Genomic DNA, 12,450 nt, shown 5'->3' on the forward strand with positions numbered 1-12,450 from the left:
CGGGGCGACCTACAACTTGGTCATCTTCGAGTACGGACTCGGAATCCGTCGCTCCGCCGACCCGAAATCCACAACGGCGGCGATCCCCTCCTCGATACCGACGACCCGACCGAGGCCGTACATGTCATGCGTGACCTGATCCCCCACGGCGAAGTGCTTCGGAGGCGGAGCGACCGGAGCCTTGAAGGGACTGGTGGGCAAATGGCGCTTGGCTGCTGCTGGCTTTGTCATCGTCCCCAGTATGCGCCTGTCGCCGCTCGCCACCAGCCCTTCATACTCCGGGGATGGACTTGTCCGACGAAGGTGACCCACTTGATCCCGGATTGACCGATATGTCCAACAATGTGTACGGCCTCCTTCCCGGCCACCGAGACGCCTCACCCTTCGCGGAACGCGTCGTCCGAGCCGGCTGGAGATCGGCCTCCTCCTCCTGGCACGGCTACGAGGTGACAACGAGCTGGTGCGAGGTGGAGCTGACCCCGCTCGACGACGGGACCGTCCTGCTGAACGGAGTGATAGCCCCCACCGCCTCGACGACCTGGCCACCGTCCTCGGCGTGCCGTGCACCTTGGAGCTCTGTGCCGAGGACGGCACCGTGCTCCGCGAACTCCGCACATGACCGCCGCCGGCCTCACCCGGGAACCCCCGTTCTGCGGCGAGGGCAACTCCTGCTTCCGCCTCGGCACGGATACACAGCTGTCGCCGCCCAGGCGGACCATCTGCTGTAGAGCAGGCAGCTCGGCGGCGGCCTGACCTTCCCTCTGCGGTAGCAATCCCCCGGGGCTCCGCCGCCTGGGTCGGGACGACCTCCCCACCACGGCCCCGACGAACTCCAGAACCTCCCTCCCGTGCCTGAGGGGCAGCACGGGAACCCACCTGCTCCGCCGCGCCCCCGGGCATCCTCTCAACGAGGCACACATCGGCTATCACCGCGACCTGTGCCGTATCAACGCCCGCAAGCCCACCACGGGCTGAGCCCGCACGCTCTACAGCAGGTGATCCGCCTTACCGGCCTTGATGTCGTTGATGAGCGTGCGCAGAGCTTCGAGGGAGTCGGTGAGAGGGTTCTCCTCCTGACCGGCCACGGCTATGTATCCGTTGCCGTCGGCATCGGTGCCGAGGCGGAAGCAGGAGCTGCCCTCGCCACAGAACGGGTCTTCCCAGGTGATGTCGGTCATGTGGTCACTCCTCACAGTTGGTGAGCGATCTCGCGGATGACGTCGCGGGACCTCTCCGGGGACAGTGCCAGACCTTCCAACAAGTCGAGTTGGGCACGGTATTTCGCGAGTTGGCCGTCACTGTGGAGGAAGTCCGGGCCGTGCGAGTTGTCGATCTGCACGGTGTCGAGCTGCGGCACGGGCCCCTCGGCGTAGACGACCGTCTGTCCTGCACCGGGGAAGGCACCCTGGTCGAAGGGAAGCACGAGCACGGTGACGTTGTCCCGCTCGGAGACTTCCAGAAGGTGCTTCAGCTGCCCCCGGGAAACGTCCCGTCCCCCGAACTGCATGCGAAGCGCCGCTTCATGGATCACGGCCACGTACGGCACCGGGTTGTCCCGGGTGATCACACTCTGGCGCTCTGAGCGGTGGGCCAGACGGAGAGCGACCTCATGTTCGGGAAGCTGCGGGATGACGGCGCGGAAGATGGCCATTGCGTGCTCCGACGTCTGGAGCAGCCCCGGTACGTGCACGGTGTTCGCGCCCCGCAGGCGTACGGCGTAGGCCTCGGTTTCGGAGATGTCCAGAAAACCCTGAGGCAAGCTACCTCGGTAGCGTTCCCACCATCCTGGCCGGCTTGGCTCCGCCATTTCGGCGAGGGCGTTGATGTACGTCTCGTTGGTGCACTCACAGTTGCAGGCCAACGTACGCAGCCGTTCGGCGTTGATGCCGCGCAGCCCGGACTCCATGTTGGAAATCCGGCTTCGGTCGACGCCGAGAAGTCCGGCGGCGTACTCCGCGGACACGCCGGCTGTGGTGCGCATCCTGCGCAATTCACTGCCCAGTCGCTTCTGGCGTTGAGTGAGGATCGTCCTCGGGGGCATGACGTTCCTTCCATACGCTGCGGTGCCCGGATTAGTCCTATGAGTACAAGTTCACCGCATCGGTGCCATTATTTCAGACCGCATGGCAAATGTGACCCCTGCTGCTCTACTGTCAGTATCGCGCAAGTTACACAACGCGATGCCGGAAGTGCACCGCGCGAGCATGCCCGCCTGCCCTGGGCCGGGTGTGCCCGCGCCCTGGGCGGCAGGCCACCGGCAACCCAAAAACCTCCACACAGCACTGGAGTTCGCCATGCCCGAGATCCCCCTCGTACCCGCCCACTGGCACTTCCCCGCCCACCCCGCCTCCGTACGACGAGCCCGCCACGCCGTCACGGAATCGCTGCCGCACGTCCTCCGCCCCCACCTCGGCGACGACCTCGGCCTTCTGACCTCCGAACTGGTCACCAACGCCATTCGTCACGGAACCCGCCGAGAGGACGAAGACCTCATCGAACTGGTCCTGTGGCCGGCCGACGGCCACTACTGGCTCGCCGTCTCCGACCCCGGCACAGGCAGGCCCGTACTGACCCACCCGGACGCGAACGCCGAGAACGGCCGGGGCCTGCTGCTGGTCGACAGCCTCGCCACGACGTGGACCGTCCGCGCCCGTCCCACACACGGAACATCGGTGATCGCGGGCCTTTCGCTCCGCCAGGACACCTGACCCCTGCACGGTGTGGCCACGACACCGTCCGCCAAGGGCGTCCAGGCGAGCATCGCCCTCAGTGAGCTCGCCTGCCGGACAGACCCGAACTCGCACAACTCCCAGGCGGAACGAGGGCGAGGCGCGCTCGTGCCGCCGTGCCTTCATCGACGGTTCGGTGAGTACCGAACCGTCCGGCCGGTAGCGTGCCGAGCCCTGTGCGGGAGATGCCCGCGCTGGTAAACGCCGGAGGCTACCCAAATGCCGGAGACAGACCTCAAGCACCAGCTCGCCGAACGATTCCGCGAGATCAACGGCGACCATCCGATGACCGATGCCGATGACGTATACGTCAGCACGCAGTTCGTCGCCCTGGAGGAACTGTGCGCAGTCCATGGCCGCGTTGCCGACGCGGTCCGCCATCTGATGCTGGGGCAGCATCTGCCGCTTCCGGGATATCTGCGCTCCGACGGCGCTGAGATGGTGCCGGCCGACCTGTTCGCTCTCGCCGACGAAGCCGGCGGCGTAGAGCAGCTCGAAACGTGGTTCACCGCACACTGGGCCGACCCGGCCACCGGGAAGGCGGAGTGGAATGCGTATCTCAGCGGACAGTATGTGTGCCTGCACTCGGTGACCCCGGCCACCATTCAGCGCAAGGAATACCTGACGGCCACGATCAGCGCCGCAGCGAACGAGCCGGATGCCGGTTCAGCACAGTGGTCTGAGCAGCTGCACGCCGTGGTCGACGAACTCGACACACTGGAACCGGCGTTCACGGCCTATGACCGTCTTCGGTTCGGCGGGCCCACGTCCCGGGACACCTGCATCGACGCCATGCGCGCCCGCTTCCCGCGCCCGTGATCCGGATCACGGGTGGTGTACTGCGGATCGGTTGCGATCGCCCATGCCACGCGGGTTTTGGGACGTTCGACGAGGTGGGGCGCGTTCATGGTCCCGCCACCGGGCCCGGGCGGACTCGACGAGCTTGAGGACCATCGTCAGGGCTGCGGTGCGGGAGCCGGCGCCGCGGGTGACCTTGGTCCGCAGCCGGACGGTGGCGAACGTGGACCCGCCGTCGATGATCTTTTTGACGGCCTTGGGGGAGCTCGCGCCATAGAGCTTCCCGCAGGGCCTGAGGGAAGGCGATTGCGGTGAGGTTTCCCATCATGCGTGGATGACGGGTTGGGACGTCAGGCGATAACGCGGTAACGGCGGCGCAGTAGCGCCAGGACTGCGACGGCTGCGAAGGTCATCCACGTTTTGCCGAGGATTTGTCCAGGCAGGTAACTGAAGGAGCCGAAGGCAAGGTGGAGGAACAAGAGGCTGTCGGCGAGAAGTCCGACGGCATTCGAGGCCAGTATCGCGACCAGCAGTCCTCGCTTGCGCAGGGGTTCGTAGACGACGAAGTCCATGGTCTCAGCAACGGCGAAGGCGACCGCTGACGCAGTGGCGAGGCTGGGGTCAGCGAGAAGGTAGGACAGGACGGTGCCGACGGCTATGGCGGCGAGAATGGCGCCTCGGCCGATTGCCTCGCGTGCAAGGTCGCGTAGGACAAGCGCCAGGCCGACGAGGTAGACGCCAGCAGGCGCGACGTAACCGAGGCCGACGGGTACCGCGCCGAAATGGGTGACGGCCAAGTTGGCGGCCGGGATAGTGGCGATGTAGGCGATGAGCGTGGCGATACCAGCAGGAACGGGGGCCTTCACGATCTGCTTTCTCTCTCAGTGGTGGGGTGTTGCGCTCGGCTCCCGCGGGGAACGGGCGGTGGGGCGAACGTGCAGACAGTGCAGCGCACGGCACTGACATTCTTAAGGCGTCGGTCCGTGCTGCGGTGCTGGGGCAACTGCCTGGTTCCGGAGGTGTGCAAGGTCCGCATGGGGCAGGCGGCGGTGCCGCGCTGAGGAGTTCGAGCGGAACTCGCGATGGCGGGCGCGCCAGGCAGCGTGGCGGGTGCCAGCCCGCTGCACGGGTTGCGGGGCGCGTGCATAGCCGCCAGCGGATGCGTCCTGCGGGCTCGGCGGAACCATGTGCCTTGCCGCCGCAGGCGCCGCGTAGGAAAGGGGGATGGCATCCCCCTTCCCGCTCTGTGGCGCGTGCGTGGGTTCAGTCGGTGTAGGTCAGGCTGGCGATGGCGTCGTGGCTGTGAATACTTTCCAGATTCTTCGCCCGGATCGCATGGTTCAGACCCTTTTCGCGACATGTAAGGCTTACATCACGGATGATGTCTTCGACGAAAACGGGATGTTCGTAAGCCTGCATGGTGACGACGCGTTCGTCGGGCCGCTTGATGAGGGGTAGGACGGGGGCAGAACCGGCGCTGCGCAGCAAATCGACGATTTCGTGGATCGCCAGGGGGTAGGGCGCGTCGGCTGTGCCGGTGACCGTGAGGGTGATTTCGCTGCGTTGGTTGTGGGCCCCGTAGTCGGAGATGGCCTTGGAACACGGGCACAGACTGGTGACGTCGGTCGTCACTGTGGTTGCGACGGTGCAGGTGTCGGGGGTGATGCGGCCGGTGATGGTGACGTCGTGGGTTTGCCATGACTGCTGCTGACTTGCGGGTGCGGTCACGGTCGTGGCGATGGGCAGGGACAGCGCCATGGCCAGGGTGGGGGCTTCGAGCAGGGTGAGCCCTCGTTTGAGGGCGATGGGCAACTCCTGCGGGGCGAGGGTGGCCACTTCCTCGTGCACCAGGGCGATCATGCGGCTCATGTGGGTGCCGCGCCGGTCGGCTTGCAGGCCGACGGTGACGCTGATGTCGGCGATGCCGTGCTGGTGCGTGTGGCCGTCATCGAACGTGACGGGGTAGCGCAGGCCGCTGATTCCCACTTCGTCGATGGCGATGCCGCGGTGGTCGGCCTCGTTTTGGATGTCGTGCATGCTGCTACTCGCCTCGGTAGGTGCAGCCGGAGGTGCAGGTCTCGCGCACGGTGATCGCGGACAGTTGGGGGAGTTCGGTGATCATCCGGTCCCAGATCCAGCGGGCCAGGTTCTCGCTAGTGGGGTTGTCCAGGCCGTCGATGTCGTTGAGGTAATAGTGGTCGAGTTGTGCATCGATAGGCTTGAAGGCCTGCTTGATATCCCCGAAGTCCATCACCCAGCCCAGTTCCTCGTCTACCGGTGCTTCGACGTGCACGGTGACCTTGTAGGAGTGGCCGTGCAGTCGGGCGCATTTGTGGCCTTCGGGTACACGGGGCAGGCGGTGGGCCGCTTCGAAGGTGAACTCGCGGAAGATTTCCATTACTGAATTCCCAGATACTTGTGCGTCTGGAGAGAGAGTGTCCAGCGCGGGTTCTTCATGCAGTACTCGACAGCGGCGCGGGTGTGGTCCTCACGGTGGGCGTCATCCAGCGGCTGCAGTCGGAAGTGCTGGAAGTCGAGCCCCTCGAATTGAGCCGGGTCGCCGCCGGCCTGGGGGTAGACCAGTTTCAGTTCATCGCCGCTGGTCAGGACCAGGTCGGAGCCGATCTTGGGGCTGACGCACAGCCAGTCGATGCCGCGGGGAGCCGGCCGGGTGCCGTTGGTTTCCACCGCTACCTCGAAGCCGCGGCCGTGCAGGGCGGCGATGGCGTCCTCGTCCAACTGCAGCAAGGGCTCGCCGCCGGTGCACACCACGAACCGGTGGGCACGGTCGGTGCTGGGCCAGGCGGCCTCGACGGCGTCGGCGAGATCATCCGCAGTGCCGAACCGGCCGCCTCCTTCGCCGTCGGTGCCGACGAAGTCGGTGTCGCAGAACTGGCAGATGGCGCGGGAGCGGTCTGCTTCCCGGCCGGTCCACAGGTTGCAGCGGGAAAAGCGGCAGAAGACCGCCGGGCGCCCGGCGTGGCTGCCCTCTCCCTGCAGGGTGTAGAAGATCTCTTTGATCAGATAGGTCATGTTCAGGCGCTCTGGTACCGGACAGGGTCGGTGACGCCGGCTTCAGCGAAGCCCTTCAGGCGCAGCAGGCACGTGTCGCACTTGCCGCAGGCCTGGCCCTGGTCATCGGGGTCGTAGCAGGAGGACGTGAGGGAGTAGTCCACGCCCAGGCGCAGGCCTTCGCGCACGATGTCGGCCTTTGACATGGCGATCAGGGGGGAGTGCAGCGTCATCCGGGAGGTGCCCTCCACGCCTGCCCGGGTCGCCAGGTTCGCCATGGTGGCAAAAGCGTCCATGTACTCGGGGCGGCAGTCGGGGTAGCCGCTGTAGTCCACGGCGGTGACTCCGGTGAAGATGTCGCTGGCACCTACGGTCTCGGCGAAAGCCAGTGCGAACGACAGGAAGATCGTGTTGCGGGCCGGCACGTAGGTGATCGGCACCCCGCCGTCCTCGACGTCATCCAGCGACTCGTGCTTGGGAACCTCGATGTCGGCGGTCAGGGCAGAGCCACCGAAGACCCGCAGATCGATGTCGGCGATGACGTGCCGGGCCACCCCCTGGACCTTGGCAACGCGCTTGGCGGCCTCCAGTTCGATGCTGTGCCGCTGGCCATAGCGGAAGCTGAGTGCATAGGGAGTGAACCCCTGGTCCTTGGCGATGGCCAGCACCGTGGTCGAGTCCAGGCCGCCGCTCAGCAACACGATCGCGGGACGGTCCATGCTGTCACTCCCCTATCCGAAGTCCAGTTGCCTCAGTCGAGGCAGAGGCAGCCTACCCTTCTAACTAGCGGCTACAGTAACCACAACAACAAACGAGTTACCGAAACCCAGGGGTCGAGCCGCAGTGAACGAGTTGCCCATCGTGGTCACGTGCACGGACCGGAAAGCGTCCCCTCCCACAGCAGACCTGCAGGCCCGCACCCTGACGGCTGTCGACCTGCTCCAGCGGGCGGAGGAGTGGGCGCACCGGCTGCGCACCACACCGAGCAGGCATATGGCGCTGGAGGACCTGTACCGGGGAGACCAGTGGAAACGCGCCCTCGCGCTCACCCACGCTGCATCCCGGGCAGGCTTCACCCCCCGCCTGTATGCAGCCTCGGCCGGCCTGGGCCTGCGTCCAGTCTCCAGCCTCGCCCCCTCCTACGCCGCGACTTTCCTGCCCCGGCACGCAGATTCCGTGGCTTCCTCCAGCGCCCAGACCTCCCAGTGGTGGGATCATCTGCAACGCTTGGACGGCACCCGCGACCTGCCCCAGATCGTCGGCGCCGCCGGACGCGCCCTCGTTGTGCTGTCCGCGCCCTATGCCCAGGCCATGCACCACGACCTGCTCGCCCTCGCTGATACCGCCACCGACGTCGTCCTGATCGGTGGCGCCACCGACATTGAGGGCATACAGCGCGTGCCCGCCAACGCCGGCCTGCGCCACGCCCTGGGCGGCACCCTGACCAGCCTCAACGTGCGCATGGCCGCCTCCTGGCTCGAGCACTGCACACCCGGACGCCTCACCGACCCCCCTGCCCAGCTGCGCTGGGACGACTGGGCCTCCCAGACCGCCCGGCCCGAGCGCTACGACCGCACACCGGTTACGGACAAGACCGTCATCGCCTTCATCAAAGAGATGAAGAGCACCTACCCCGACGCCTCCCGCACCCGCCTGCTGCGCCTCTTTCGAGACAAGGGGATGGCCTGCGAACAAAAACGCTTCGCAGACCTGTACAAATCAACGATTGGCCGCTGATGACTTCCACCGTGCTGAAACGCCGAGCCCTGCGGATCGAGCAGCACCCCACGATCCCGCTGTACGTGTTCACGCTGGCGGCAGAAGAGGTCCACCAGGTCGCCGATGTCGCCCGGATCTCCCGCGACGAGGCCGGCAAACTCATCGGCTACCAGCGCCCCGAGAAGAAGCAGCACGTACGGCAGATCTTGGAATACCTCGACAGCGACGAGGTCCTCTTCCCCAACGGCCTGATCATGGCCCTGCCTGCCAGTGTGCGCTTCAAATCCAGCCCCGGCCCCAGCAGCAGCGACGGCCTGTGCACCTCCGGCACGCTGGAGATCACGCTGCCCGATTCCCCCGACGCCCCCCGGCCCGCCTGGATCGTCGACGGCCAGCAGCGCAGCCTCGCCCTGGCCCGCACCCGCAACACCCGCCTGGCCGTCACCATCGCCGGCTTCGTTGCCGAGGACCTCGAAACCCAGCGGGACCAGTTCCTGCGGGTGAACACGGTCTCCCCCCTGCCGACCAACCTGGTCACCGAACTCCTCCCCGAGGTCGGCACCGCTCTGCCCACCAAGCTCTCCGCCCGTAAACTCCCCGCCGTCCTGGTCGAAGCCCTTAACCACGACAAGGACTCACCGTTTTGCGGACTGGTGCGCCGCCCCTCCACCACCGCCGAGCAAAAAGCCGACGCTGTCGTCACCGACAACAGTCTGACCACGGCTATCCAGGAGGCCCTCAACTCCCCGTCGGGAGCCTTCTTCCCCTACAAAAACCTCTCCAACAACACCGTGGACACCGCTACCATCCGCCAGATCCTCATCACCTACTGGACTGCGGTACGCGACACATTCCCTGACGCCTGGGGCCTGCCGCCGACCCGAAGCCGCCTCATGCACGGCGTCGGCATCCGCTCCATGGGACGCCTGATGGACCGCGTGATGATGGCCATAGACCCCGCCTCCCCCCACGCACTGCAGCAGGCACGCGACGAACTCGCCCTGATCGCCCCGCACTGCTACTGGACCAAGGGGCGCTGGCCCGACCTGAACATCCCCTGGAACGAACTCCAGAACAACCCGCGTCACATCAGTACCCTGTCGAACTACCTCCTCCGTATCTATGTGCAGGAAAAGGCAAAAGCCGCGTGAAATTCTATTTCCCTGACAGCCAGGACCTGGTGAGCCCCACCTATGACTTCGTCAACGACGAGTACTCGCCTTACCGAGTCCGTCAGCGCGACGACGTCTACGCCCACCAGGCCGTGACGCCGATCCCGTATGACGGGATTCTTGTCAGCAAGGCTGTTGTCGACGGATCCATGAAGGGTGCAGGGAAATACTCCACTCCGCAGCGCGAGCGGCTTTACCGCCTGGGTGTGAGGAACTTCTTCCGCCTTCCCGAAAGGTGCTCCACCATCGGTGACTGTGGCGCCTTCAACTATATTGACGAAGAGCGCCCTCCGTACGAGGTCGACGAAGTCATCGATTTCTATGGTCGTTGCGGATTCGATGCTGGCATCAGCATCGACCACATCATCTTCGGCTACATCCCTCAAGAATCCGATACGGAACCAGAAGCGGCGTGGGTGGAACGCCAGCAGATCTCCCTGGAACTCGCCGAGAACTTTCTCGCCACGGTAAAAAAGCGCGGCGTCCGCTTCGAACCCGTTGGCGCCGCCCAGGGATGGGGACCCGACAGTTACGCCCACTCCGTCGCGCAACTGCAGAAAATGGGATACCGGCGTATCGCCCTCGGCGGCATGGTCCCCCTCAAGTCCCACGAGATCCTGGCCTGCCTGCGAGCCATCGACGAAGTACGCAACCACGACACCGAACTACACCTGCTCGGCATCAACCGCGTCGACAGCATGGAGCAGTTCGCCCGCCACGGCGTGACCAGCTTTGACAGCACCTCCGCCTTCCGCCAGGCCTTCATGGACGACCGCAACAACTACCACACCGCCACCGGCGCCTATACCGCCATCAGAGTCCCCCAAGTCGACGGCAACCCCGCACTCAAACGCCTCATCCTGTCCGGAAACGTCTCCCAGGCCCAGGCCATCACCGCAGAACGGGCCTGCCTGCGTGCACTGCGGGAATTCGATCGTGAAGAAGACTCGCTCGAAGAAGTGCTGGACGCCCTCGCTGCCTACGAGTCGCTCGTCCTCGGTCCGAAGAAGAAGAGCTATCTCGCATACTACGAGCGCACCCTCAGCGACATGCCCTGGCGCATCTGCCCCTGCGCTCTGTGTAAGAAACATGGCATCGAGATCGCAATATTCCGGGGAGCCGAGCGGAACAAGCGTCGAGGATTCCACAATCTGACCGTGCTCGAGGCCAAAATGCGCTCCCTCACCTTCGGGTGAACCCCCACTTTTCTTCTTTTGACATGTCTGGAGATGCAATGGCCGACCGATACGAACTCAGGCTCCCGGCGCTCGAGATCCGCCAGGGCGACAAAAAGATCTACTGCTTCGCCGTCGACGGCAAGAAACTTCACAGCTTCGCCGCGGTCTCCCGCGTGCGCCGCGACGGCGACAGCAACCTCCAGGGCTACCAGCGCCCCGAGGTCCTTAGTCACATCCGCGGCATCCGCCGCTACCTCGAGTCCGACAACGCCATGCTCCCCAACGCCCTGGTCCTGGCCTTCGACGAAAGCGTCAGGTTCGAGAGCGGGGCGCGGCGGGCCGCCGGCGTCGACTACTCCGTCCCCGGCGAGTTGGTGATCCCTGTCGACGAGTCCCTTGCCGATGAGGACAAGCCCGCCCTGATCGTCGACGGCCAGCAGCGCAGCGCCGCTATCCGCGACGCCGACCTGGCCGAATTCCCCGTCGCCGTTGTCGGGTTCATCGCCGACAACCACGACGATCAGCGCTCCCAGTTCATCCTGGTCAACTCCACCAAGCCGCTACCCAAGGGCCTCATCCACGAGCTCCTGCCCGAGACCAGCGGCCACCTCCCGCCCACCTACGCCCGCAAGCGCCTGCCCGCCCAGTTGATGACCCGCCTCAACACCGACGGTCAGGGTCCCTTCTACGGCCGCATCGCCAGCCCGACCTCACCCGACGGCAACATCAAAGACACTGCCATTCTCCGCATGCTGGAGCACAGCCTCTTCGAGGGTGCTCTCTACCAGTACCGCAACCCCGAAGACGGCTCCGGCGACGTCGACCGCATGCTGCTGCACCTGCGTTCCTTCTGGGCCATCGTTAAGGACACCTTCAGCGATGCCTGGAAACTCCCGCCCCGCCAGTCTCGCCTCACTCACGGCGCCGGCATCCAGGCCATGGGCTTCGTTATGGACAGCCTTACCGATGGCATGCCTGCCGAAGACGTCGACTGCGACGCAGTACGCAACGCTGTCCTGGGCCTGATGCCGATCACCGCCTGGACCTCCGGCATGTGGCGTTTCGCCGACGGCGAGCAGCGCCGCTGGAACGGCCTGCAGAACACCCCCAACGACGTCCGCCTCCTGACCGACCTGCTGGTCCGCGCCGTACACAGCTGACCTGACCCTTCGCGGTGCTCCGACTATGGGGCACAGCAAATGACGGCAATTCGCCCGCCACCGGCATCCGGTGGCGGGTGAATCCGTTTTCAGGGCCGTAGCAGCTGGCTGCTCGTACGGTGCTGCCGCCGGCGCTCCACCGCCGTGCACCAGCCCATGAGGATGCCGACCGACCCCGGTGAGTGTCGGCCCGGGTCGTCGGCGGGACCGAAGCCCTGGTTGCCGGTGCTGATGAACCTGCGGCAGTACCCGGTAACGGTTGTCAACCCGACGGCGGGCAGCGGGATCACTCGAACGTAGCCGTCGACCGGTTGACGCCTCGTCCCGCCACGCTTGCATCTACCGGTGCGGCAGGTCCTGCGCCGCTCCTTCTCCTTCCAAGTTCCGTCAGGCGGGGCAGGTTAGGTCTCCTCTCGGCTCGCAGCGCCTGCAGCGTCCGACATCGCGGGCCCCGGGGTGTTCCCGCAGCGTCAAATATTGATTGTTTGCGCTCGGTATTGACCAGATTGACTGTGTGAGTTATGAAGCTAAATGATCATCTTTATTGTGATCTCACTCCCGGCAGGGTGGCGTGGAAGGGTGGTGGGGTGGCAGAGGGGGCGCCGGATGGGGTGGTGACGGGCGGCACGGGTTGCGGCTTCGGTGCGGTGGCCTAGCGTCGACGAATCGCGATCGCCCAAGA

At 65.6% G+C, this 12,450-nt stretch carries 14 protein-coding genes and 1 pseudogene; 6 read left to right on the forward strand and 9 right to left on the reverse strand.

Annotation, left to right across the window (positions count from 1 at the left end):
• Positions 1-9: 9 nt before the first annotated feature.
• The 3 genes from IF28_RS0123305 to IF28_RS0123315 all read right to left on the reverse strand — a co-directional run bounded on the left by IF28_RS0123305 (position 10) and on the right by IF28_RS0123315 (position 2,041).
• Entirely contained in the window at positions 10-231 is a 222-nt protein-coding gene (locus IF28_RS0123305) for a hypothetical protein (protein WP_030223733.1), read from the reverse strand.
• 755 nt (positions 232-986) lie between these two features.
• Positions 987-1,178 carry a hypothetical protein gene (locus IF28_RS0123310; RefSeq protein ID WP_030223736.1) on the reverse strand — a complete coding sequence of 64 codons (192 nt, stop codon included), beginning with the start codon at positions 1,176-1,178 and terminating at the stop codon, positions 987-989.
• 11 nt (positions 1,179-1,189) lie between these two features.
• On the reverse strand, positions 1,190-2,041 hold the full coding sequence (locus IF28_RS0123315; RefSeq protein ID WP_030223738.1) for a helix-turn-helix domain-containing protein: 852 nt from the start codon (positions 2,039-2,041) through the stop codon (positions 1,190-1,192).
• A 253-nt stretch (positions 2,042-2,294) separates the two neighbouring features.
• On the opposite strand from IF28_RS0123315, the gene IF28_RS0123320 reads away from it, so the two are divergent.
• Together IF28_RS0123320 and IF28_RS0123325 are read left to right on the forward strand one after the other, a co-directional pair.
• Positions 2,295-2,708, forward strand: a complete 414-nt coding sequence (locus tag IF28_RS0123320) for an ATP-binding protein (protein WP_030223740.1) — start codon at positions 2,295-2,297, stop codon at positions 2,706-2,708.
• 240 nt (positions 2,709-2,948) lie between these two features.
• Positions 2,949-3,548 carry a DUF6058 family natural product biosynthesis protein gene (locus IF28_RS0123325; RefSeq protein ID WP_030223742.1) on the forward strand — a complete coding sequence of 200 codons (600 nt, stop codon included), beginning with the start codon at positions 2,949-2,951 and terminating at the stop codon, positions 3,546-3,548.
• Positions 3,549-3,616: 68 nt separating this feature from the next.
• Here the strand turns inward: IF28_RS0123325 and IF28_RS38000 are convergent.
• From IF28_RS38000 to queC, 6 genes and pseudogenes are all read right to left on the reverse strand, one after another.
• Positions 3,617-3,758, reverse strand: a pseudogene (locus IF28_RS38000) (IS256 family transposase); the annotation flags it as partial.
• 119 nt (positions 3,759-3,877) lie between these two features.
• Positions 3,878-4,393, reverse strand: coding sequence for a VUT family protein (locus IF28_RS0123335; RefSeq protein WP_030223744.1), 516 nt, complete (start codon positions 4,391-4,393; stop codon positions 3,878-3,880).
• A gap of 397 nt (positions 4,394-4,790) precedes the next feature.
• Positions 4,791-5,564 carry a GTP cyclohydrolase I FolE2 gene (locus tag IF28_RS0123340; RefSeq protein WP_030223746.1) on the reverse strand — a complete coding sequence of 258 codons (774 nt, stop codon included), beginning with the start codon at positions 5,562-5,564 and terminating at the stop codon, positions 4,791-4,793.
• A gap of 4 nt (positions 5,565-5,568) precedes the next feature.
• Entirely contained in the window at positions 5,569-5,925 is a 357-nt protein-coding gene (gene queD, locus IF28_RS0123345; RefSeq protein WP_030223748.1) for a 6-carboxytetrahydropterin synthase QueD, read from the reverse strand.
• Complete coding sequence (gene queE / locus IF28_RS0123350) at positions 5,925-6,560, reverse strand: 7-carboxy-7-deazaguanine synthase (RefSeq protein ID WP_030223750.1); 636 nt, start codon at positions 6,558-6,560, stop codon at positions 5,925-5,927. Before queE ends, queD begins: the two co-directional genes overlap by 1 nt.
• A gap of 2 nt (positions 6,561-6,562) precedes the next feature.
• Positions 6,563-7,258: a 7-cyano-7-deazaguanine synthase QueC gene (gene queC / locus IF28_RS0123355; RefSeq protein ID WP_030223753.1), complete on the reverse strand. Its 696-nt coding sequence runs from the start codon at positions 7,256-7,258 to the stop codon at positions 6,563-6,565.
• A 124-nt stretch (positions 7,259-7,382) separates the two neighbouring features.
• Between queC and IF28_RS0123360 the strand changes: the two genes are divergently transcribed.
• Genes IF28_RS0123360 through dbpB (IF28_RS0123375) form a run of 4 tightly spaced genes read left to right on the forward strand, consistent with a single transcriptional unit; the run spans position 7,383 to position 11,768 of the window.
• Positions 7,383-8,276, forward strand: coding sequence for a hypothetical protein (locus IF28_RS0123360; protein WP_030223755.1), 894 nt, complete (start codon positions 7,383-7,385; stop codon positions 8,274-8,276).
• Positions 8,276-9,409 carry a DGQHR domain-containing protein DpdB gene (gene dbpB / locus IF28_RS0123365; RefSeq protein WP_030223757.1) on the forward strand — a complete coding sequence of 378 codons (1,134 nt, stop codon included), beginning with the start codon at positions 8,276-8,278 and terminating at the stop codon, positions 9,407-9,409. Before IF28_RS0123360 ends, dbpB (IF28_RS0123365) begins: the two co-directional genes overlap by 1 nt.
• Positions 9,406-10,626 carry a tRNA-guanine transglycosylase DpdA gene (gene dpdA / locus IF28_RS0123370; protein WP_030223759.1) on the forward strand — a complete coding sequence of 407 codons (1,221 nt, stop codon included), beginning with the start codon at positions 9,406-9,408 and terminating at the stop codon, positions 10,624-10,626. The genes dbpB (IF28_RS0123365) and dpdA overlap by 4 nt, the downstream gene beginning before the upstream one ends.
• Before the next feature lie 38 nt (positions 10,627-10,664).
• On the forward strand, positions 10,665-11,768 hold the full coding sequence (gene dbpB / locus IF28_RS0123375) for a DGQHR domain-containing protein DpdB (RefSeq protein WP_030223761.1): 1,104 nt from the start codon (positions 10,665-10,667) through the stop codon (positions 11,766-11,768).
• Positions 11,769-12,450: the final 682 nt, after the last annotated feature.

Source organism: Streptomyces sp. NRRL WC-3626 (assembly GCF_000718785.1).
Taxonomy (GTDB): Bacteria; Actinomycetota; Actinomycetes; order Streptomycetales; family Streptomycetaceae; genus Streptomyces; species Streptomyces edwardsiae.